This is a genomic window from Mesorhizobium sp. WSM4887, assembly GCF_029625865.1.
GTDB lineage: Bacteria > Pseudomonadota > Alphaproteobacteria > Rhizobiales > Rhizobiaceae > Mesorhizobium.
Genome location: NZ_JARTVP010000009.1, coordinates 183610 through 204975, shown reverse-complemented (window position 1 = coordinate 204975; position 21366 = coordinate 183610). Strand labels below are relative to the sequence as shown.

General features: G+C 65.0%; 21 protein-coding genes and 1 pseudogene. 14 read left to right on the top strand and 8 right to left on the bottom strand.

All coding sequences use genetic code 11. The annotated features are described in order from the left end of the window. Positions 1 to 364: 364 nt before the first annotated feature. A pseudogene (locus P9230_RS25890) lies at positions 365 to 518 on the bottom strand (SAM-dependent methyltransferase); the annotation flags it as partial. Between the two features lie 235 nt (positions 519 to 753). Here P9230_RS25890 and P9230_RS25885 point away from each other — a divergent pair. From P9230_RS25885 to P9230_RS25870, 4 genes are all read left to right on the top strand, one after another. Next, positions 754 to 1233, top strand: coding sequence for a DUF2231 domain-containing protein (locus tag P9230_RS25885; protein WP_278121072.1), 480 nt, complete (start codon positions 754 to 756; stop codon positions 1231 to 1233). 291 nt (positions 1234 to 1524) lie between these two features. Then, the gene (locus P9230_RS25880; RefSeq protein ID WP_179293627.1) at positions 1525 to 1773 is read left to right on the top strand and encodes a hypothetical protein; all 249 of its coding nucleotides are present in this window, start codon (positions 1525 to 1527) and stop codon (positions 1771 to 1773) included. 507 nt (positions 1774 to 2280) lie between these two features. Next, entirely contained in the window at positions 2281 to 3867 is a 1587-nt protein-coding gene (locus P9230_RS25875) for a tlde1 domain-containing protein (RefSeq protein WP_278121070.1), read from the top strand. A 292-nt stretch (positions 3868 to 4159) separates the two neighbouring features. Continuing rightward, positions 4160 to 5401, top strand: a complete 1242-nt coding sequence (locus P9230_RS25870) for a glycosyltransferase (RefSeq protein WP_278056611.1) — start codon at positions 4160 to 4162, stop codon at positions 5399 to 5401. A gap of 3 nt (positions 5402 to 5404) precedes the next feature. Here the strand turns inward: P9230_RS25870 and P9230_RS25865 are convergent, their stop codons facing one another. After that, on the bottom strand, positions 5405 to 6160 hold the full coding sequence (locus P9230_RS25865) for a DUF4239 domain-containing protein (RefSeq protein WP_067325426.1): 756 nt from the start codon (positions 6158 to 6160) through the stop codon (positions 5405 to 5407). A 217-nt stretch (positions 6161 to 6377) separates the two neighbouring features. Here P9230_RS25865 and P9230_RS25860 point away from each other — a divergent pair, with 217 nt between their 5' ends. The 4 genes from P9230_RS25860 to P9230_RS25845 all read left to right on the top strand — a co-directional run bounded on the left by P9230_RS25860 (position 6378) and on the right by P9230_RS25845 (position 9927). Beyond that, positions 6378 to 7163 (top strand): ThuA domain-containing protein, encoded by a 786-nt coding sequence (locus P9230_RS25860; protein WP_067325446.1) that lies wholly within the window; start codon positions 6378 to 6380, stop codon positions 7161 to 7163. 89 nt (positions 7164 to 7252) lie between these two features. Continuing rightward, entirely contained in the window at positions 7253 to 8311 is a 1059-nt protein-coding gene (locus P9230_RS25855) for a Gfo/Idh/MocA family oxidoreductase (RefSeq protein WP_278121067.1), read from the top strand. A 143-nt stretch (positions 8312 to 8454) separates the two neighbouring features. After that, positions 8455 to 9447, top strand: a complete 993-nt coding sequence (gene add / locus P9230_RS25850; protein ID WP_278121065.1) for an adenosine deaminase — start codon at positions 8455 to 8457, stop codon at positions 9445 to 9447. A gap of 78 nt (positions 9448 to 9525) precedes the next feature. Next, positions 9526 to 9927 carry a GFA family protein gene (locus P9230_RS25845; protein ID WP_095801529.1) on the top strand — a complete coding sequence of 134 codons (402 nt, stop codon included), beginning with the start codon at positions 9526 to 9528 and terminating at the stop codon, positions 9925 to 9927. Positions 9928 to 9967: 40 nt separating this feature from the next. Here the strand turns inward: P9230_RS25845 and P9230_RS25840 are convergent, their stop codons facing one another. After that, positions 9968 to 10690 carry a 3-keto-5-aminohexanoate cleavage protein gene (locus P9230_RS25840; protein WP_278121063.1) on the bottom strand — a complete coding sequence of 241 codons (723 nt, stop codon included), beginning with the start codon at positions 10688 to 10690 and terminating at the stop codon, positions 9968 to 9970. 137 nt (positions 10691 to 10827) lie between these two features. Continuing rightward, on the bottom strand, positions 10828 to 11244 hold the full coding sequence (locus P9230_RS25835; RefSeq protein ID WP_067325410.1) for a helix-turn-helix domain-containing protein: 417 nt from the start codon (positions 11242 to 11244) through the stop codon (positions 10828 to 10830). Between the two features lie 105 nt (positions 11245 to 11349). Between P9230_RS25835 and P9230_RS25830 the strand changes: the two genes are divergently transcribed. Further along, the gene (locus P9230_RS25830) at positions 11350 to 11937 is read left to right on the top strand and encodes a dihydrofolate reductase family protein (protein WP_127325642.1); all 588 of its coding nucleotides are present in this window, start codon (positions 11350 to 11352) and stop codon (positions 11935 to 11937) included. An 88-nt stretch (positions 11938 to 12025) separates the two neighbouring features. Here P9230_RS25830 and P9230_RS25825 read toward each other — a convergent pair whose 3' ends face one another. Together P9230_RS25825 and P9230_RS25820 are read right to left on the bottom strand one after the other, a co-directional pair. Next, the gene (locus P9230_RS25825; RefSeq protein ID WP_164750452.1) at positions 12026 to 12178 is read right to left on the bottom strand and encodes a hypothetical protein; all 153 of its coding nucleotides are present in this window, start codon (positions 12176 to 12178) and stop codon (positions 12026 to 12028) included. A gap of 175 nt (positions 12179 to 12353) precedes the next feature. Beyond that, positions 12354 to 13598 carry a cytochrome-c peroxidase gene (locus P9230_RS25820; RefSeq protein ID WP_278121059.1) on the bottom strand — a complete coding sequence of 415 codons (1245 nt, stop codon included), beginning with the start codon at positions 13596 to 13598 and terminating at the stop codon, positions 12354 to 12356. A 206-nt stretch (positions 13599 to 13804) separates the two neighbouring features. Here P9230_RS25820 and P9230_RS25815 point away from each other — a divergent pair, with 206 nt between their 5' ends. The 4 genes from P9230_RS25815 (at position 13805) to P9230_RS25800 (ending at position 17100) form a co-directional block, all read left to right on the top strand. Continuing rightward, the gene (locus P9230_RS25815; RefSeq protein ID WP_278121057.1) at positions 13805 to 14227 is read left to right on the top strand and encodes an OsmC family protein; all 423 of its coding nucleotides are present in this window, start codon (positions 13805 to 13807) and stop codon (positions 14225 to 14227) included. Between the two features lie 5 nt (positions 14228 to 14232). After that, on the top strand, positions 14233 to 14760 hold the full coding sequence (locus P9230_RS25810; protein WP_278121055.1) for a hypothetical protein: 528 nt from the start codon (positions 14233 to 14235) through the stop codon (positions 14758 to 14760). Positions 14761 to 14846: 86 nt separating this feature from the next. After that, positions 14847 to 16277 (top strand): patatin-like phospholipase family protein, encoded by a 1431-nt coding sequence (locus P9230_RS25805; RefSeq protein WP_278121053.1) that lies wholly within the window; start codon positions 14847 to 14849, stop codon positions 16275 to 16277. 79 nt (positions 16278 to 16356) lie between these two features. Then, complete coding sequence (locus tag P9230_RS25800; RefSeq protein ID WP_278121051.1) at positions 16357 to 17100, top strand: 2OG-Fe(II) oxygenase; 744 nt, start codon at positions 16357 to 16359, stop codon at positions 17098 to 17100. Between the two features lie 28 nt (positions 17101 to 17128). On the opposite strand, the gene P9230_RS25795 is transcribed toward P9230_RS25800, so the two are convergent. Next, positions 17129 to 17455, bottom strand: a complete 327-nt coding sequence (locus P9230_RS25795) for a GYD domain-containing protein (protein ID WP_164747035.1) — start codon at positions 17453 to 17455, stop codon at positions 17129 to 17131. A 216-nt stretch (positions 17456 to 17671) separates the two neighbouring features. Between P9230_RS25795 and P9230_RS25790 the strand changes: the two genes are divergently transcribed. Then, positions 17672 to 19294 carry an ABC-F family ATP-binding cassette domain-containing protein gene (locus P9230_RS25790; RefSeq protein WP_278121050.1) on the top strand — a complete coding sequence of 541 codons (1623 nt, stop codon included), beginning with the start codon at positions 17672 to 17674 and terminating at the stop codon, positions 19292 to 19294. Between the two features lie 159 nt (positions 19295 to 19453). On the opposite strand, the gene htpG is transcribed toward P9230_RS25790, so the two are convergent. Next, on the bottom strand, positions 19454 to 21346 hold the full coding sequence (gene htpG, locus P9230_RS25785) for a molecular chaperone HtpG (RefSeq protein ID WP_278121048.1): 1893 nt from the start codon (positions 21344 to 21346) through the stop codon (positions 19454 to 19456). Positions 21347 to 21366: the final 20 nt, after the last annotated feature.

Genomic DNA, 21366 nt, shown 5'->3' with positions numbered 1-21366 from the left:
CAATTGGGGGGGGCGTGCCCCACCCTTTTAGCCCCGTGGTTATTTCTTGGGCGTTTCTGCCGGGGGGGTTGGGGGCCCTGAAACGGGGGGGGGGGGCGCGGGGGGGGGGGGCCGGGGAAGCGGCCGGCAAACGCTACGAGGCGGTCTGGCGAAGATTATTCTCCACGCGGGTCCTGGCCGCCGAAGCCCTGGCTCGGTTAGCCCTCGGCCCCGGCGGCGCCGCGTTGATGGAGGCAGTCGTCCGCAATTTTCCATGCACGCTCACCTTTGGAGCGCGGCTCAGCGGCAAGACGAAACCTGTCCCCGGTTTGGCCGATGCGCGCCTGGCTCGATAGGTTGGCCTAGAGTTCAGCCACGATGACGTCGACTGAATCTTGGCGGCGACCTCACCGCTGCCGTGCCTGTCCGCAATCACCGAAGTGGCGTAATCCGTTGCTGCTCCAGTTTTGCCGATCCCTAGCTTGGATTTCGTTGCGAAGAAGAGTGCCGTGACAATAAGCCACCGCCGGGATGCGTGGCATTGGATCACGCGCGACAAGAGCACACTATCGTTCAGCTCGCTTTCGAGTCGAGCCCACACTGGCATACGCGCCTATAGCGGTGCGTGAATTCCGTCCCGCGCAGCGCAGTCGGGTTATGGAACATTCCGGCTCAACCGGAGTTTGCATATATCCGGCTTTCTGCCGCCGAGCCCCTGATGCGTTGTGATGTGGCCTGAGGGCGGCGCTCGCCACGCCTCGAGGAGGCCCTACGATGGTCCAGCACACGATCCCTCGCAATCCGCACAGCACGGCAAGCATTGCCGGCCATCCTGTTCATGCAATGCTGATACCGTTCCCGATCGCCTTCTTCGTCGCGACCTTCGTTTGCGACCTTATCTTCTGGCGAACCGGTAATCCGGGCTGGGTCACCGCTACGCTCTGGCTGCTGGGGGCAGGTCTGATCATGGCCGTGCTGGCGGCTCTTGCCGGCTTGACCGATGTCCTGGGGGACACCCAGATCCGCAATCTCCAGGACGCATGGCTTCACGCCGGCGGCAACGTGGTCGTCGTTCTCATCGAACTTTACAACTGGTACTCGCGATATGCCGACGCGGAGGCAGCGGTAGTGCCGGTTGGCCTTGTCCTGTCGCTGATCGCTGTCCTCATCCTTCTGTTCACCGGCTGGAAGGGTTGGGGAATGGTCTATCGGCATCACGTCGGCGTTGCCGACGATCCGGACCAAATGCGCTGAATGCGCCCGTTTTTCCGGTGATTGAAGCAGCTCCAGGATTTCGCTGGAAGCTGTGTAAGAACAATCAGTTGGATTGGGCAAGCGATTCAAAAGTTGAACAACTCCAAGGCGCCCCGCGACGTTGGCCGACGGAAGCGGGTTCAGCTTGAACAGTCCGATCTACGACTACGACGGAATCGATAGGCCGGCCGGAAAGGTGTAGGATGCCTTGTCGTCCGCACCCAGACGAGGCACACGGACGCTTGAAAGAGTAGATCGCGCTTTCGCCCATGTAAGGGGCAGGGAGGCGTCATGGCTTTCACCAAACACAGCGGAATATTCACGCCAGTCGAGCTGGAGCTCCTCCAGAAAGTATTCGATCAGTTGTGCAACGATCGCCGTCTGGCGTTAAAAGACGGGGACCAAAGAGAACAGCTTGCCTCCGACGTGCTCGAAGCCTTCCAAAACGGCTTCAGCGCCGAAGCGGAGTTGTTGCAATCGCTTGCGGAGCGCCGCACCGCACCGTCGCGACGCAATCCGGCTCGACAGCTCCGTCCTTGATTGTCTGGCGCGGCGAAGGCTGTCTTCCCGCATCGGGGTTAACGTTGCGATCTGCCGCCCTGGAAGAGATGCCGCAGCTGGTCGCGCCAGGCTGTTCCTGCCGTTTTTTAACCTCAATCCGTTCTTAGCTGGCGATCGCCCGAAAGGGTAGAACCTTCGCGCTTGCTTGACTCGGCCCGCAAAAACGGGCAGCAAAGCAGCTGAGGGAGAGCATTTTTACCGTGGCGGAGACCATGGAGGGCTCTTTTTTCGTATGGACCGTCGCCACAATGGCGATTGGTGGAGGGATTGGTTAACCATCTTTGTCCATCTTTTGAATCAATCGGCAACAGACGCGTGAAGGTGCAGGGGGCACCAGGCGAGCTGTGATCGTGACGGGTGCCAGGTCCGCAAACCGGCATGCCGATTGAGAGTGGTCGTATGGCGTTTTTGCGTTTGAAGAACCGGGGTGACGCTCCTGAAGAGGGGGTAACTTCGAAGAAATCTGGTGGTCATCGTTGGGTTGTAGTGCCTGCTGTCGGCGCTGCCCTGGCCCTGTGGTCGGTCGCGACCATGGCCGGCCTCTATTCCGTGAGTACCTCGCTCACCGCCGCCTCCAACGGATTGCCGCAGAGCATGCTTGCGCCGCGCAGCATCGTGCTTGGCGACCAGCGCCGCAAGGTCGCGAACGCCTGGGCGCCGCGCCTTGCCGCGAACGGCGCGCACAAGACGGGCTCGCTCACCCGCGGCTGCGATGCCGGCTGCCTCAGTCTCGCAGCCAGCTTTGCGAGCTCCACGCCAAACCCCTCCAGCTTGGTGCATGACGGCAAGGCCGCGCGGCTGAAACCGGCACCGGATAGCGTATCGCATGAGAAGGTTGTCGCGGCTTCCGCCGCGGACGTCGCCGACCGTTTCGACAGCGTCATCAAGCGCGCCGGGCTTTCGCCGCAAAAACTGGCCGATGCCTTCCGGCGCGCCGAGAACGCTCCTGTCCTGCTGGCGAGCTTGCCGTCGGCAAGCCGCTTCGGCGGCGCGGCCGACAGCGGTTCGGCCCGGAGTGGGCTGACCTTGAGCGGCCCGGCCGAGTCACGCTTTGGCGGAAATCAGGTCGACGTTCAGCGCGCGTCCGAACTGGCGCTGGCGCTTGCCAATGTCATGCCCGAAGAGACGGTCGACGTGCCGACCGCCGTCGCGCTCGCCAGCGGCGACGCGCCTGAGATGACGGCCGGCGCTTCCGGCGACGACGGACAAGCTGAAGTGCAGGTCGCTTCGCTGCCGCCGCAGGATGATTTGCCCGACAGCATCGCCGTGCCTGGTTTGAGGCCGCGCACCGCCCTCGGGCGCGCGACGGAAGCGCCTGAACAGAATGCCGCGAGGAAGCCGGAACCGGCCAAGCCGCAGGCAAGCCAGGCGGCAAGGCCCCAAATTGCCAAACCGGAGTCGGCCAAACCGCAGCCGGCCAAGCCGCAGCCGACCGTTGTCGACTCCGCCGAAGGTGCGCAGACGCCGCGCTCGCTGAGGAGCTCCGACCAAGCGCTTCCGGGTGTGCAGGGTGCGAAGCCGATTGAGGCCGCGCCGGCCAAGCGCAGCAAGGCGCAAGCCTCCGAGATGCTCGCCTACGCCAAGCCGGACACGCCCGACCGCGGCGGTCTCGGCAACGCCTTCAGGGGTCTGTTCAACAGTCCTTCGACGGGCAATGGCGTCGCCGTCTATGACATCTCGACGGCGACGGTCTACATGCCCGATGGCTCCAAGCTGGAGGCGCATTCGGGGAAGGGCGCCATGGCCGACCAGCCGCGCTTCGCCAACCGCAAGAATTCCGGCCCGACGCCGCCCGACACCTACAATCTGTCGCTGCGTGAATCGCGCTTCCACGGCGTCGAGGCCATCCGGCTGACGCCGACCAGCGGCAGGAACAAATATAATCGCAACGGTCTGCTCGCCCATACCTATCTGCTGCGCGGCGCCCCAGCCCAATCCAGCGGCTGCGTGGCCTTCAAGGATTATGGCCGCTTCCTCTCTGCCTTCAAGAAGGGGAAGATCAAGCGCCTGGTCGTTGTGCCGCGCCTGAACGGGTCGCCCACCCAGGTCGCCCAGGAAGGCCGCCAGGGCTGACCCCGCCCGCCACTATGCCGGCAGCAGCTCGTTGCCGGTAGGCTGCCTTTGATTTCTTGACGGTTTGCGGTCCTTACCGCCGTTGACGCGCGGCGCGGTCGACGCACGCGCTTGATGTCTTCGCCACGTCTCTTGCAACAGCGGCAGTGACCGGTTCCATCGAATTGCGGATGAGGAAAGGAAGAACTCCCTCTCCCAGAAAGCATATATGGCGCAGCCCGGGCTTGCGGCAAGCCCCCGGCAATGCCGTATGTACGCTGCCCTTGACCTCAGTTTAGGAAAGGGAGTTTGCATGCGGATTTTACTGTCGACTTACGGTTCGCGCGGCGATGTCGAGCCGGTGGTGGCGCTGGGCGAGCGACTGCAGGCGCTCGGCGCCGAGGTGCGGGTGAGTGTCCCCGGCGATGAAGAATTTGCAGCGCTGTGCGCCCGTGCCGGTGTGGAGCTGGTGCCGGCCTTCGCACCGGTGCGCGAATGGGTAAAGGAGATGACGCGGCGCAGGGCATCGGAATCGCCGAAGGACGTGGCCGCGCTCATCTCCGGCCAGGCGGCCGAGATCCTCGCCAGGCAATATGATACGCTCATGGCGGCCGCCGAAGGCTGCGATGCCGTGGTGGCCTGCGGCCTGTTTCCGTCCTGTGCCGCCGCGCGGCTGGTCGCCGGGCAGCGGCACATGCGCTACATCCTTGCCACCTTCTGTCCGATATGGCTGCCGTCGGCGCACAACCGGCCGCATGAATATCCGGGACATCCGCTTCCAGCCGGGGTGACCGACAACCGGCTGCTGTGGGAGACGGATATCGCGACCAAGAACGCGCTGTTCGGCCAAGCGATCAACAGCTGGCGCGCGTCGCTCGGATTGCCTGCGGTGGAAAATGTCCGCGATTATGTCTACGGCGATCCGGTCCTGCTCGCCTGCGACCCAGCGCTCGGGCCGTGGCTGCCTTCGGACCTGACCGATGCCAGGCAGACCGGCGCCTGGATCCTGGACGACGAGCGGCCGCTGCCCGACGGGCTGGAGGCATTCCTCGCAGCCGGCCCGCCTCCGGTCTATGTCGGCTTCGGCTCCATTGCCGTGGCCAAGGAGGCCGGCCGTGCGGCCATCGAGGCGGTCCGCGCCAAGGGCCGGCGCACGGTGATCGCGCGTGGCTGGGCCGAGCTTGGCCTTACCGACGACCGGGACGATTGGTTCGCCGTCGGCGATGTCAACCACCAGGCGCTGTTCCGCCGCGTCGCCGCCGTCATGCATCACGGCGGTGCCGGAACGACCGTCGCCGCCGCGCGGGCAGGAGCGCCGCAACTAGTGGTGCCGCAGATCGGCGACCAGCCGTACTGGGCGCGGCGGGTGGCCGAGCTCGGCATCGGCGCAGCTCATGACGGCCCGGTTCCGACAGCGGGGTCATTGTCGGCGGCGATGGAGACGGCGCTGGCGCCCGAAACCCACATCCGTGCGAGCGAGGTTGCCCGTTCGGTCCGCGCCGACGGCGCGGCGGTGGCGGCGAAGCTTTTGATCGAGATGTTCGGTCGTGCCTGACCTTCACTGCGTCAGTTCCGCCAGCGCCCTCTGCAGGGGCGCCGGCGAGACCTGGATCGGGCCGGAGAAGGGGCTGTCCATGTCGATGATCAGATAGATTGCCGCGGCCACCAGCGCCCCGGACACGAGGCACGTGAAGATGATGGTTCCATTGCACGGTGCTCGGAAGCCGAAGCTGGCGAAGATCAGCGTCAGCCAGGCAACGAGCAGCGCGATCAGCGGCGCGGGGATGGCACCCTCGGACTGCTCGGCCAGAATCCAGCGCTGCGCGATCACCTTCTGCAACTGCTGCGTCGCCGCCTGTTGCGTGGCGGTCTGCCTGGCGTTCGCAGGGGTCAATCCGCCCACGATATCGCCGACCTGATTGAGCAGCAGTTCCGACAGCCTGTTCGGGACGACCGTCGTGTCGCTGTCGGCGGTCGAGGTATCGACGACGCGCTGCACATAGGCGGTGAGCGATTGCCGGGCGCCGTCCGCCTCCGGTCCATAGTGTCGGAGCGTTCTGTCGAGCAGAATGAGATCGGTGGCGAAGGTGTGGACGTTGACGTTGATGGATTCGAACGTGTTCTTGGCCGAGTTGATCATCAGGCCGAGGACCAGCGAGGACATCACCATGAAGAGGTTCGCGGCGAGCCGCACCACCGCGCTGGTATCGTCGCCAAGGTGGTGAGCAGGGAAGCGCTCATGCACCATCAGGCTGACCAGCGACGCCCCGGCCAGACAAGCAAAAATCGCCGCCCCTATAAGCACTTCGCCCATAGCTGATATTGCGCACGGGAAAGGACGGTTGCCAATTGGGTGGAGGTGGTTGAATCAAAGCGGAAGCATACAGGCGTATGTGGTTGTTCGCCAACGATGCTTTCTGGCTCGTCGTCATGTGCAGCGGAGCGAAGGGCAAAAACCGCTTCCAATGCCGGCCGAAGACGCTATCTATTGCGCCGGGCGGCTCCACCCTCTCACCATCACGAGGCAATCCATGACAATTCGCGCTGTCGTCTGGGGCGAGAACATCCATGAGCGGACCAATGAGGTGGTCGCCGGCATCTATCCGGAAGGCATGCACACGGCCATCGCCAACGCGCTCAACGCCGACAAGGCGATCTCCGCCTCGACCGCGACGCTGGAGCAGCCGGAGCATGGGTTGCCTGAATCCCGCCTCGCCGAGACCGACGTGCTCGTCTGGTGGGGTCACAAGGACCATGGCGCGGTGGCCGACGATGTGGTCGAGCGCGTCGCACGCCGCGTCTTCGAAGGCATGGGACTGATCGTGCTCCACTCCGGCCATTTCTCGAAAATCTTCAAACGGCTGATGGGCACGCCCTGCACGCTCAAATGGCGCGAGGCCGGCGAGCGCGAACGGCTCTGGGTGACGAGCCCCAGCCATCCGATCGCCGAAGGCATCGGCGAATATTTCGAGCTCGAGAACGAGGAGATGTATGGCGAGCAGTTCGCCGTGCCGGAGCCGCTGGAGACAATCTTCATCTCCTGGTTCCAGGGCGGCGAGGTGTTCCGCTCAGGCCTTACCTACCGGCGCGGCGCCGGCAATGTCTTCTACTTCCGCCCGGGCCACGAAACCTATCCGACCTACCACGACGCGACCGTGCACAAGGTGCTGCGCAACGCAGTGAAGTGGGCGCACAACCCGCAGGGCAGGAATTCCGCCATCCTCAAAGCACCCAACGTGCCGGTGGAGAAGGCGCTGGAGCCGATCGTCGAACGCGGCGGCAAGCTGCATGCGCCCGGCGAGGCTGGTTTCCGCTAAACCGTTTTCTGTTTGGGATTGCGTACAAGCAACAATTAGATCGCCCGCCTCATATCATTGAATCGAACCAATTCCTCTGGAGGAGCAAAATGCGGCTTTTGATACTCGGTACCGGCTGGATGGCGCAGGAGCATGCCCGCCGCTTCGGCGCTATCGAAGGCGTCGACATCGTCGGTGCCGTTGATGTCGATCCAGCCCGCGTCGGCGAGTATGCCGACGCCTACAAGATCCCGAAGCGCTTCACCTCGCTGGAGGCGGCGCTCGACTGGGACGGTTTCGACGCGGTCGCCAATGTCACGCCCGACCGCATCCATCACCCGACCACGATGGCGCTGATCGCCGCCGGCAAGCCGGTGCTTTGCGAAAAGCCGCTGGCCGAGAATTTCGGCAAGGCAAGCGAGATGGCCGATACGGCGGAAGCCGCCGGCGTCGTCAACATGGTTAACCTCACCTACCGCAACGTCGCGCCGTTTGAGAAGGCGCGACAAATGGTGCAGGCCGGCGAGATCGGCACGGTGCGCCACGTCGAGGCCTCCTATCTGCAGAGCTGGCTGGTATCGAAATTCTGGGGCGACTGGCGAAGCGACCCCAAGTGGCTCTGGCGGCTCTCGCGCGGCCACGGCTCAAACGGCGTGCTCGGCGACGTCGGCATCCACATCCTCGACTTCGCCAGCTATGGCGCCGCCCTCGATATCGACCACGTATTCTGCCGGCTGCGCGCCTTCGACAAGGCGCCGGGCAACCGCATCGGCGACTACCAGCTCGACGCCAATGACAGCTTCGCCATGACGCTCGATTTCGCCAACGGCGCCTTTGGCGTGGTGCATGCCAGCCGCTGGGCGAGCGGCCATCTCAACGAGCTCAGGCTGCGCATCTATGGCGACAAGGGCGGCATCGAGGTGGTGCACAATCTCAATGGCTCGATGTTGAAGGGCTGCATCGGTGCCAATGTCGAGGACGCCAAATGGGAAGAGCTCGACGCCGGCACCGTGCCGACCAACTACCAGCGCTTCGTCGAGGCGGTGAAAAGCGGCGTGCAGGCCGAGCCCAATTTCCGCCATGCGGCGGGTCTGCAGAAGGTGCTGGATCTGGCGGTGGTGTCGGACGAGAAGCGCGCCGAGCTGAGAGCCCACGCGGACACGCAGTGAGGCCGAACCTGCCGATCTCCCCCGCAACGGCCCGCAACGGGGGGAAGACTGGCGGCCATCACACACAAATCTTTCAATCATTTCTTGAAGCCTTGATCTCGCCTTTCGTGATTTGATGCGGCCACAAAGCTCGGGAGGCTTCATTGACCGACTATATCGGGTTGCCGAAGGCCGAAGTGCACATCCACGTCGAGGGCTGCTTCGAGGCCGACGACGTGATCAGGAATTGCGAGGAGGCTGGCATCCCGCTGCGCGCGCCGCGCGACAGGCTCTTCGAGGCGCATGATCTGAAGAGCTTCCTCGAAATGCTCGACTGGCTGTGCGGCACGTTTCGTACGCGCGAGCAGCTGGCCATCACCGCCTATAAATTTGCGCGGCGCATGGCCAAGAGCGGCGTGCGCTACGCCGATGTCATCGTCAATCCGACTCACTGGCCGCACTGGCACCGGAACATCGCCGGCATGATCGACGCCTTCGATGCCGGGTTCGCGGCGGCCGAGCAGGATGGATACCCGCCGGTCGGGCTCTGCATCAGCCTGCTGCGCACCCAGTCGGCCGAGGACGCCATCGAACTGGTGGAGTTGCTGAGCAGGATCAGGCACCCGCGCGTCGTGGCCCTTTCGATCGACGGCAACGAGGCGGCCGCCGGGCGCACCGGTCCGCGCTTTGCCGAGGCGTTCCGCCGCGCCGCCACGGCCGGTTTGCGACGCACCGTCCACGCCGGCGAGTCGAGCGGTCCCGAGGGCGTTCGCGACGCCATCGAGCTGCTTGGCGCCGATCGCATCGACCATGGCGTTCGCGCGATCGAGGAGCCGGCTCTGGTCGACCTGCTCGCACAGAGGCGAATTCCGCTCGGCGTCTGCCCGATCTCCAACATCGCACTCGGCGTCTATCTTTCGCTTGCCGAGCATCCGATCGACGCTCTGCGCAAAGCCGGCGTTCCCGTCTCCATCAACACCGACGATCCGGCGCTGCTCGGCACGACGCTCGAAGCCTCTTACGCCGCCTGCGCCGAGACCTTCGCCTGGGACAGTGAAACCATCCGCCAGCTCGCCGCGACATCGGTGCATGCGAGCTACGCCGACCCGGCGGTGAAGGCGCGGATACTGGCGGATCTGACGGCCTGGCAGGGGTAGGCGACGCTCGGCGGATAGGTGCTTTCACCACGCCGCCGAACTGCATAAGGTGCCGAGACTCGGTCGAAAGGAGCCAGCATGGTCACGCGACGCGCCGAATGTTCCTGCGGTCAGCTGTCGGCCACCTGCGCGGGCGAGCCGGTGCGCATCTCGGTGTGTCATTGCCTCGACTGCAAGCGGCGCACAGGCAGCGCCTTCAGCTACAATGTGCGCTTTGCCGAGGCCGATGTGACGATAGACGGGCGCGCGCTGCAGTTCACGCGCACCGGCGAGCAGGGCGGGCAGATAACCTACAGCTTCTGCCCTGATTGCGGGACCACAGTGCACTATCGCATCGACACGCAGCCCGGCCTAACTGCAATTCCGGTAGGGGCGTTCGCGGATCCGTCGTTCCCGCCGCCCTTCCAATCCTTCTACCACCGTAGCCGGCGCTGCGAATGGGTCGAGATAACCGCCAAGCCGCTGACGAAGTTCGGCTGACTTTTGGCCTTGGGTCCTCCCCAGGGGGCGAGGAGCCAAGTCAAGCCCGGCGATAGATCCTCACCGCCGCCTTCACCAGCGCCGCATTCCCGTCCGCCACCGTCCCATCAGGCAACTCCTTACCGTCCTCGAGCCCGACACGGGTCGAAAACTTCCGCGCCGCCGCCCGCTCGACGAAGGGCCACACGGTCGCGTTCTCGCCATGCAGCAGGATCGAGCGGTGAATGCCTTCGCGTTGCAGCAGCGTTTCGATGCCGTCGGCGACGGCAAAGGCCTCCTCCAGCGTCTGCTCGGAAATCTCGATCAGGACGCGCAGCACCCGGCGGCCATGATCGAGATTGGCCAGCCTGAGCGCATCGCCGATCGACGCCAGCCCGGCCTCGATGCCGACGCCGCGGTTGCGCAACGCTTCCATCACTTCGGGCGCCGCCGCCTCGCTGAGATTGACCGAGGCGTAGTCGGGCAGCTCATGCCAGCCGGCGATGGCGGCAATCGTGCGCCTGTCGTCCTTCTCGATCCAGGCGCCGGTCGAAATGCCGATCAGCGTGCCGGGGCAGGCGCGGCGCAGCGCCGTCACCGTCCGGTCCATCGCTTCCGGGGCAAGGCTTTCCTGCCGGTCGGCGCCGCGCGCATGCACATGCAGTTCGACGGCACCCGCCGCAACCGAGGCCGCGCCGTCGCGTGCCATGGCATCCGGGTCGAGCGGCAGGGCGGGGTGGAAATCCGCGCCGCGGGCGCCGTTGATGCAGGCCTGGACGATCATGGCGGTCGATCCTGTTCAGGCGGAGTCTAGCGCAGGGGAGCATAGACGGGAAACGGAACCTGCGGGCAGGATCTTATCGACGCCGCGATCCTTCGCCGTAGAACTCGACTTTGGGCGAATTGGCGGCGTGGAACGCCTTACCCCAAATGCTCCTTCCTCAACCTCTTCTTCATCCGCTCCAGCGCCGGCTGGCCGCCTGCCGCTAGTTCCTTGGAAACCCGCGCCAAATCCTCATCCGCCTTTCGATATTTGCTGCCCCAAGCGCCAAGCGTGGCGAGTATCGGCAAAAGGTCGATGCCGGCCTCGGTCAGCCGGTAGATCGCTTTCAGCCTGTGGGTCGGGTCGTCGCTGCGGGTGAGGACGCCTTCGTCGACCAGGGTCTGCAGCCGCTCGGCGAGCGTGCGCGACGAGATGCCTTCGTCCGACTGCAGGAACTCGCGAAAATGCCTTTTCCCGGCGAAGGCCAGGTCGCGGATGATGAGCAGCGTCCAGCGGTCGCCGATGAGCTCGAGCGACAGGCTGATCGGGCAGCCGGACCTTTCCTTGGTCGACATGAAATTAGTTCCATTTGTAAATCACTTTTCAATTGACATCATTCCATTCGCGCGTCAAATGATTTCAAAAGTAAACCGTGGTTGGAGATGCGAGAGGACCGCGCAATGAAAAAGCTCATCCTGCAAATGCAGATGTCGGTCGACGGCTTCGTCGGCGCCGACGAGAACCGTCGTTGGCAGCTTTGGGAATGGGGCGACGAGAGCGACTGGGACGACGAGCTCAAGCAGGACTTCAATGCCGTGTTCGCAACCGTCGACACGATTCTGCTCAGCCGCAAGATGGCCGAGGAGGGCTACCTCAATCACTGGGGCAATGCGGCGAGGAAATTTCCGCGAGACCGTTTCTATGCCTTCGCCCAGCGTATCGTGACAGCTGACAAGGTGGTGCTGAGCGACAGGCTGAAGGCGTCGCGGTGGGAGCGTACCAGGGTCGCGAGCGGCGATCTGCCGCGCGAGATCAATGCGCTGAAGGCGGGCGAGGGCGGCGACATTGCCGTGTTCGGCGGCGCCGGCTTCGCCTCGGCGCTGATCGCCGCCGGGCTGGTCGACGAGTTCCAGCTCTTCATCAACCCGGCGGTGCTGGGTGCCGGCCGTCGCATCTTCGACCAGGCGGGCTTCGCCAAGCTGAAGCTCACCGGCTCGAAGGCCTATGCCTGCGGCATGGTGGTGAACCGCTACGCGCCGGCCGGGTGAGGCACTTGAATCAATCTGGCAGCACGCCGTCTCAACCGCTTGTTCGCTTGTCGTTTCCCGGCGAATTGCGAACCGTCAGTGCCATGCCTTATTCGCCTGGATGCGACGCCAGCGCGTTGGTTTCCCGATACCCCGCTTCATCGTTGGCCGCGGCGGCGAACCGCCGGGCTTCGTGCGATGTGAGACCGATGAGCGCGCGCCCGGCATGTTCGGCGGGCTTGTCATTGGCGATGTCGAACACCGCCCAACTATGATGAGGCGGTTCTTGCACCGCTACGAATCTCATTTGAGCCCCCGCTCTAACGAGATGCTAATGTAGCAGATGCTTTCTGTCGGTCTGTGACGGAAGCCACACAAACAAGACGCGTCCACCGATTATTTTGGCCGGGGAAGTCCGCGGTGAGCTTTTAGCCGCCCTACTGCCCGGCCTGGTCCGCGTCGGTCAGCGTGCCGAGGAAAGCGACGATGTCGTCGATCTCGGCGTCGGTCAGCGCCGGCTTCTCGCCTGGTTTCCTGCCGTTGAAGGGCGGGTCGGTGTTGAGGTTTCCCCGATAGGCCTTTGGCAGATCGTCGAATTTCTCGACCGTGCCATCCGCGTTCTTCGGATACCAGCGCCCCGGATCTGTGTCGCGAGTGACGTAGAAGGCGACAGCCTCGCGCAGCGAGTGGACATAGCCGTTGTGGAAGAAGCTTTTGCGCAGCGCGACATTGCGCAGGGTCGGCGTCTTGAACAGGCCGCAATACTCGCTCCGGCCCTTGAAGTCGGCCCGCAGCGGCCCGCACAGCCCGAGGTCGAGATAATTGGGATCGGCGTTGGCCGGGATCGCCTGGTTGCGCGGCACGGCGATGGCGATCAGGCCGTAATCGGTGAATTGCGGCGGCTCGCCGTCATTTGCCGGCTCGCTCAGATGGCAGCTCGCGCAATTGCCTTTGGTTGCGTCCTCGAACAGCGCACGGCCGCGCAACTCCTGCGCGGTCAACTGCGCCTTGCCGGCAATGAAGGCGTCGTAGCGGCTGGAATAGGGGTAGAAGTCGGCGCTGCTCTGCTCGAAGGTGCCGAGCGCCTCGACCGCCGCGTCGAAGGCATCCTGCTGATGGTCGAAAATATCCGCGCCGAACGCCGCCTTGAACGCGTCGGCATAGGGCGCTTTGCGCAAGGCGGTGACCACGGCGGCTTCATCCTTGTTGCCCATCTCGAACGGCGACAGCAGCGGGATCCTCGCCTGGTCCTTGCCGTGGTCGGCGCGCCCGTCCCAAGTCAATCCGCCGGTCGGGCCATTGTCGACGCTTTCGTCGCCCTCGTCCTCGGAATCGTAGAAATGCTCGGTGAAGGCGGGCGCCGCCTGCAGGTAGCGCAGCGACGGCACCGCGCGCAGGCCAGGCCGGTCGAGGTTCGGCCCCCCCATCTCGACCGGCGCGGCGGAGGCCGGACCGAAGGCGTGGTTGGGATCGTGGCAGGACGAGCAGGCCTGTCTGCCCGAAGCCGACAGCGATGGGTCGAAGAACATTTTTCGCCCGATCGCTGTCAGTGCTTCGGCGCGTGCGAAGGCTTGCGTGCGCGACATCGGGCCAGGATGGACGCCATCTGCCGGCTGGCCGGCGGCGGGCCAAAGAACAGCGACGGCGAGAGCGGCGTGCGTGGCAAATTTCCGTGGTGTCATGACCCTCAATCCCGTTTCCATTGGCCCAGCAGCGCGGTGCCGCGGATTGTTGACTGGCGGAGGCAAATTGCCAAGCCGGAACGCGGCAGATCAGCCCTTCCACGGACCACCTCGCACGAAGAAAACCGCAGCTGTGCCCTGGATGGTTGCCGAGATAAATTCCCGTCCGCTATCAATGGCCTCCAAACCCGGACGAAGGACTTTCGATGAGCGAGCTGAAGATCAGAACCCGTGCTGCCGGCGCCTGCGCCGTGCTGCCGCCGGGCGGCTTGCCGGCGGTAACGACGCCGACCGGCGGCACGGTCGACGTGGTGACTGCGGTCAGCGCGCCGGGCTTCAACCCGCTCGACCTGCTCTATGCCTCCTTGGCCGCCTGCATCGTGCTGAGCGCCCGCATCGCCGCCACCCGCCTCGGCGTCGCCGACCGGCTTGGCGAGGTGAGGGCGGATGTCGGAGGCGAGAAGGCGAAGGACGAGCCGTCGCGGGTGGAAAGGTTCAATATCCGGTTGGAGATTGCCGGCGACCTCGACGCCGCGACCAAGCAGCGCATCGTCGAGGACGCCGAGACGATCTGCACCGTCTCCAACACGCTGCGCGGTGCGCCGGCGCTGCACGCGACGCTGGGATGAGGGCCGTGGCGCATCTCTCTGCGATCGACTATGCGACCGCCTCCGACGAAATCCGCGTCGAGCATGACCGGGAGCTTGCGCTGCGCGGCCGCATGACCAACATGAAGCGCATCCTGCTTCACTCCCCGGCCGCGCACCGCATCTACGCCGAATGGTTCACGCTGCGCGATCTCCTGCGTCCGACGCTCGACGACCGGGCGATCTGGCTGTTTTCGAAGGCGATCGCCGAGACGATGCGCGCCGAGATCCCGGTTACCTTCTTCCGCCGCGCGCTGATCGACTCCGGCCTCGATCCGGACGCGATCGAACCCAGCCCGGACGAAGCGCTGCTGATGTCCTTCGGCAGGGCGCTCGCCGCCGACGCCAATGCCGTTGCCGACGAGACCTGGGCCGCGCTGAAGGCGCGCTACGACGAAACGCTGCTCGTCAACCTCGTCGCCTTCGCCGGCATCATGGTGGCGACCTGCGTCTTCACCAATGGAGTGAAGGTGGATCTCGATCCGGAACTGGAGGGGTACCGCCGGAACGCTTGAGGTGAAGGACCCCGGGGCTGGCCGTTGCCTTGCTCTGCCTGCTGCGCATAGACTGAGGCCGGGAACGGGCGATCGGGGGGACCTCGATGCGTTGGCGTGTGGGCTTGCTTGTGTTGGCAGCAGCGCTGCTGGCCGGATGTGTCGCCAATGATGTCGAGCCCATCAACACCCATGTGACGCAAGTCGGGCCTGGCTCGCCGGACTACATTCCCGATGCTCCCGCCGACGGGTCGACCGTGGTCGCGCTGTCCTTCTCTGGCGGCGGCACGCGCGCCACCGCCTTCAGCTATGGCGTGCTTCGGGCGCTCGACGATGTCATGGTCGGCAGCGGCGGGCGAGCGCATACGCTGATCGACGAGGTGCGCGTCGTCGGCGGCGTTTCTGGCGGTGCGGTGACGGCGGCCTATCTCGGCTACAAAGGGCGTGGTTACCGCGAGCTTCGCGAGCGCTTCTTGCTGCGCGATGCCGAGAGCTCGCTGCACACCGCCAAGCTCGCTCCGGCCAATCTGGCGCGGCTGTGGAAAGGCGGCGTCAACGACCGCAGCACCTTTGCTGCGTGGCTGGACAGGAACCTGTTCGACGGTGCCACTTACAGCGCCTTCAGACGTCCCGGCGCCCCGCTGGTCTGGATCCACGCATCCGACATCTACAACGGGACGGCCTTCGGCTTCACCTACGACCGCTTCGCGGCCATCTGCAGCGATCTCGACAAGCTTCGTATCGCCGATGCGGTGGCGGCCTCGGCGGCGTTCCCCGCGGTGTTCGCGCCGGTTGTCGTCTCGACGACCACGCCGACAACCAGATGCAACTACAAGCAGCCGGACTGGATCGAACGCGGTCTCAACGATCCGGAGGCACCGGAACGGGTCAAGGCCGCGGCTCGCGCCATGGAGTCCTACCAGAACAACGACCGCGTCAACTACATCAAGCTGCTCGACGGCGGATTGACCGACAACATCGCGGTGGTCGGCTTCGCGGAATCGCTCGACATCGCCGGCAGTCCGCACAGCCCGTTGTCGCCGCAGGCGGCGGTGAGGATGCGAACGCTGATCATGATCGTTGCCGATGCGGGCCGCAGGAAAGAACCCGACTGGGTCAAGGTCAAGCAGGGACCGGGCCTGGTCGACATGATCGACGCCACCGCCGGCACCTCGATCGCGTCCTCGGTGCGCGACGAATTCGATTCCCTCAAGCTCGAATTCCGGCTGTGGCGCGAAAAGCTGGTCAAATATCGCTGCAGCCTGCCGGCGGCGGTGGTAGCGCGCTACCGCGGCAGCCTGTCCGGCTGGAAGTGCCGCGACGTCCAGATGGTGGTTGAACTGGTCTCCTTCGCCGACCTGCCGCCAGACGAGGCAGCCGCGCTGAACGTCATCCCGACCCGGCTGAGGCTGACGCCGGAGCAGGTCGAGCGGACCATCCAGGCCGGCCGCGACGCGGTGCGCCTCAACCCGCGCCTGCAGCAGGCATTCCGCCGCGCGCAGGGCCGCTCGGGCTTCGTTGCGGCTGGTTCGCCGTAAAGGTCGCGCCATTTCCGCAGGAATCGGGTGGCCGCCGCTTCGCCTCCGCCCCACTTTGATGGCATCAAAGGAGGCGCTCATGACCGTCCATTCCCTCAACACCAAACGCGCCGGACGCTCCGCCGAATCCCGTGTCGCCGCGCAGGACTGGCACGCGCTCGTCTCCGAGCTCAACGCCCAGGGCTGCGCTGTCGTGCCCGGCCTGCTTTCGCTGGAGGAATGCGCCGAAATCGCCGCGCTCTATCCGCACGAAGAACATTTCCGCAGCCATGTGGTGATGGCGCGCCATGGCTTCGGCAGGGGCGAGTACCGCTATTTCCGTTATCCGCTGCCTGATCTGATCGAGGGCCTGCGCACTGCGCTTTATCCACGGCTCGCCGGCGTTGCCAACGACTGGAACGAGAAGATGGGCGCCGCGCTCCGTTACCCTTCCGACCACGCCGCCTTCCTAAAGCGTTGCCACGACGAGGGCCAAACCAAGCCGACGCCGCTTCTGCTGCAATACGGCCCCGGCGACTTCAACTGTCTGCACCAGGATCTCTATGGCGCGCTCGCCTTTCCGCTGCAGGTGGCGATCCTGCTCTCCGAACCCGGCAAGGATTTCACCGGCGGCGAATTCGTGCTGACCGAGCAGCGCCCGCGCATGCAGAGCCGCGCCGAGGTGGTGCCGCTCAAGCGCGGCGACGCGGTGATCTTCGCCGTGCACAACCGGCCCGTGGAGGGCACGCGAGGTTACTATCGCGTCAACCTGCGCCACGGCGTCAGCCGCCTGCGCTCGGGCAGGCGACATACGCTCGGTATCATCTTCCACGACGCGAGGTGACACCCCTCCGAGGCGGCTTTTCTCGGCTCTACGTTCCAGGCCGCCGATAACGGATCGCTTTCGCCCTGCTTAGCGCGTCCATCGTCTCCTCGACGCTGAGGAGGACGGTGGTCTCGCAGGAGCTGAGTGCCCCTCCGGCACCGATGGCGAGCACGACGGACGCCATCGAAACATTGTCCGGTGCCTCCCACAGGTTCCACCCGTCGTGTTCGCCGAACGCGTACCAGAACCCGTGCAGCTTTCCGCCGACCGATTCTATGTATGAGCTGGCTGCCTTGCGGCGATCCTCGGGGTTTTCGATCATTCGCGCCCAGGTCTCGGGCGTGTAGCTGAAGCGCGTCAGGTACATGGCCATGGTTGACCTCCCTTGCCAGAGCCCATCAAGTGGTTGGCTCCAGCACTAAGCGCTCGATCGGTCGGCGACGCCAATCAATTTCACCGCGGCTGGGTTCTGCCTCGAAGGAATAGCCGAGCGCGCGGATGCGGCGCTTCTGCCTCTTCCCTCCGCAGCCTCATTCGCGTATGCCCCGGGCAAATCCCGCCATCTCAGCGCAGTTTCCCGGACCGCCCCATGATCCGTCTCGAAAATATCGGCAAGCAGAACGGCCGTCAGATCGTCTTCATCGAAGCCTCGGCCGCCCTGCAGAAGGGCGAGAAGGTCGGCCTCGTCGGCCCGAACGGCGCCGGCAAGACGACGCTCTTCCGCATGATCATCGGCCAGGAGCAGCCGGACGAAGGCCAAGTCTCAGTCGATCGCGGCGTTACCATCGGCTATTTCAGCCAGGATGTCGGTGACATGGAGGGGATGACCGCCGTCGCCGAGGTGATGGAAGGCGCCGGCCCGGTGAGCGCCGTCGCAGCCGAGATGCGCGAGCTCGAGCACGCCATGGGCGATCCCGACCGCGCCGGCGAGATGGACGCGATCATCGAGCGCTATGGCGAGTTGCAGCACCGCTTCGAGGAATTCGACGGCTATGCGCTCGACGGCCGCGCCCGCGAGGTGCTCGACGGTCTCGGCTTCTCCCAGGAGATGATGGACGGCGACGTTGCAAAACTCTCCGGCGGCTGGAAGATGCGCGTCGCGCTCGCCCGTATCCTGCTGATGCGGCCCGACGTCATGCTGCTCGACGAGCCGAGCAACCATCTCGATCTTGAGAGCCTGATCTGGCTGGAGAAATTCCTCAAGGACTATGACGGCGCGCTGCTGATGACCTCGCATGACCGCGAGTTCATGAACCGCATCGTTTCGAAGGTGATCGAGATCGACGCCGGCGCGCTCACCTCCTATTCCGGCAATTACGAATTCTACCAGGAGCAGCGGGCGCTGGCCGACAAGCAGCTGCAGGCGCAGTTCGAGCGCCAGCAGGCGATGCTTGCCAAGGAGATCGCCTTCATCGAGCGCTTCAAGGCGCGCGCCTCGCACGCCGCCCAGGTGCAGAGCCGGGTGAAGAAGCTCGACAAGATCGACCGCGTCGAGCCGCCCAAGCGTCGCCAGACGGTGGCCTTCGAGTTCCAGCCTGCGCCGCGCTGCGGCGAGGACGTGGCGACGCTGAAGGGCATCCACAAATCCTATGGCAGCCGCTCGATCTATGCCGGCCTCGACTTCCAGATCCGCCGCCGCGAGCGCTGGTGCGTGATGGGCGTCAACGGCGCCGGCAAGTCGACGCTTTTGAAGCTCGTGGCCGGCGCCTCCGAGCCGGATGAGGGCTCGGTGGCGCGCGGTCCGAGCGTCAAGATGGGCTATTTCGCCCAGCACGCCATGGAACTGCTCGACGGCGAGCGCACCGTGTTTCAGACGCTGGAAGACAATTTCCCGCAGGCCGGCCAGGCGCCGCTCAGGGCTTTAGCCGGCTGCTTCGGCTTTTCCGGCGACGAGATCGAGAAGAAGTGCCGCGTGCTCTCGGGCGGCGAGAAGGCAAGGCTGGTCATGGCGCTGATGCTGTTCGATCCGCCGAACCTTCTGGTGCTCGACGAGCCGACCAACCACCTCGACATGGCGACCAAGCAGATGCTGATCGAGGCGCTGGCGCAATATGAAGGCACGATGCTGTTCGTCTCGCACGACCGCCATTTCCTGTCCGCACTATCGAACCGCGTGCTGGAGCTCACGCCGGATGGCATCCACACCTATGGCGGCGGCTATACGGAATATGTCGCCAGGACGGGGCAAGAGGCACCGGGGCTGAGGGGGTAGGGCGGCGCTCTGACCTCCGAGCGTAGCAGCGTGGAGAAGCCCTGACCCGTCGGCAGGACAGAGGGGGGCGCGAAGGATCGCGACCGATCTCACCCTTGCGCCGCCTCCTCGTGAGAAGTCACGGCAGGATCCGGGCTCCGTGAGGCGCCCAACGCCCCACTACTCCCTCGCCAAACCGCGCTCGATCAGGCGAGCAAGCCGGGCCGAAAACGCCCTGGCATCGGCCGGCTTGTCGCCGTCCAGCACGCGCGCCTCGTCGTAAAGCAGATGCGCGGCGTCTTCCTTGAAAGCGCGCTCGCCGTCGCCGAGCTTCGCCAGCGCCGTGACGCGTTCGTGCCGCGGGTTGATCTCGAGGATCGGCTTGGCCGCCTTGTCGAGGCGGCCGGCGGCGTTGAGCAGCCGCTCGAACTGGCGGTCGGGACCGTGCTCCGGTGCGACCAGGCAGACCGCGCTTTCGGTCAGGCGGTCGGAGGCCTTCACGTCCGAGACCTCGTCTCCCAGCGCCGTCTTCACGAAGGCCAGGAAGGTCGCGATTTCGGACGAGATTTCGGCATCCGGCTTGGACGCGGTGTCGAGCAGCGGGATCTCCGACAGTTCGGCCGCGCCCTGCGTCACCGATTTGAACGGCTTGCCGTCGAATTCCGGCGCCATCGTCGTCCAGAAACTGTCGACCGGATCGGTCAAAAGCAGCACTTCGATGCCGCGCGCCCGGAACCCTTCGAGCTGCGGCGAGGCCTCGAGCCGGGCGCGGTCTTCCCCGGCCATGAAGAAGATCGCCTTCTGCCCTTCCTTCATCGCGGCGACATAATCGGCCAGGCTGCGCAGCGCTTCGCCGGAAACGGTCGAGCGGAAGCGGGCGAGCTTCAGGAGCTGCTCGCGCCGCTCGTAGTCCTCGTAGAGCCCCTCCTTGAGCACGACGCCGAGATTCTCCCAGATCTTGGCGTAGGCCTCGGCATCGTTATCGGCGAGTTTGCCAAGATCGCCGAGGACGCGGTTGGTGACACCCTTGCGGATCGCGGCGAGCAGCGGGCTTTCCTGGATCATCTCGCGCGAGACGTTGAGCGGCAGATCGGCGGAATCGACCAGGCCGCGCACGAAGCGCAGGTAGCGCGGCAACACGTCGGCATCGTCGGTGATGAAGACGCGCCGCACGTAGAGCTTCATACGACCCTTGCGGTCCTGGTCGAAGAGATCGAACGGACGCGAGCCCGGCACGAAGGCAAGCGCGCTGTATTCGTGCCGACCCTCGGCGCGGAAGTGGATGGTGGCGGCCGGCTCGTCATACTGGCCGGCGATGCTGCGGTAGAAGTCGGTATATTCCTCGGGCTTTATGTCGCTCTTCGGCCTCACCCAGAGCGCCGTGCCGTCGGCGACATCGCGCGGCTCGGCGCCCGGCTTCTCAACAAGCGTGATCGGCACCGGCACGTGGCCGGACTGCGACTTCGCCAGCCCTTCGAGCCGGTAAGGCGTGGTGTAGGAACTCGCATCGTCCATCAGATGCAGCACGACGCGCGTGCCGCGCCTGGGAGCTGCCGCAAGCGGCACGGGAGCGATCTCGTAGGTGCCCTTGCCGTCGGAAGACCAGCGCCAGGCTTCCTCGCTGCCGGCCTGCCGGCTGATGACATCGACATGATCGGCCACCATGAAAGCGGAGTAGAAGCCGACGCCGAACTGGCCGATGAGTTGCGAGTCCTCAGTCGCCTTGCCGGCCTCGACGCGCTCGATGAAGGCACGCGTGCCGGAGCGTGCGATGGTGCCCAGAGCCTCGGCCATCTCCTCGCGGCCCATGCCGATGCCGTTGTCCTCGACGGCAAGCTGCTTGTTGTCGGGGTCGGCCGAAATGGTGATGCGCGGCTTTGCGTCCTCGCCCAGCAGCTCGGGACGGGTGATCGCTTCGAAGCGCAGCTTCTCGCACGCGTCCGCGCCGTTGGAGATCAGCTCGCGCAGGAAGACGTCCCGGTCCGAATAGACCGAATGCACCATCATGTGCAGCAGCCGCGAGACATCCGCCTCGAATGTCCTGGTTTCCGTCGTCTTGGTATCCGTCGTCATTCAGAATCTTCCCACATAGT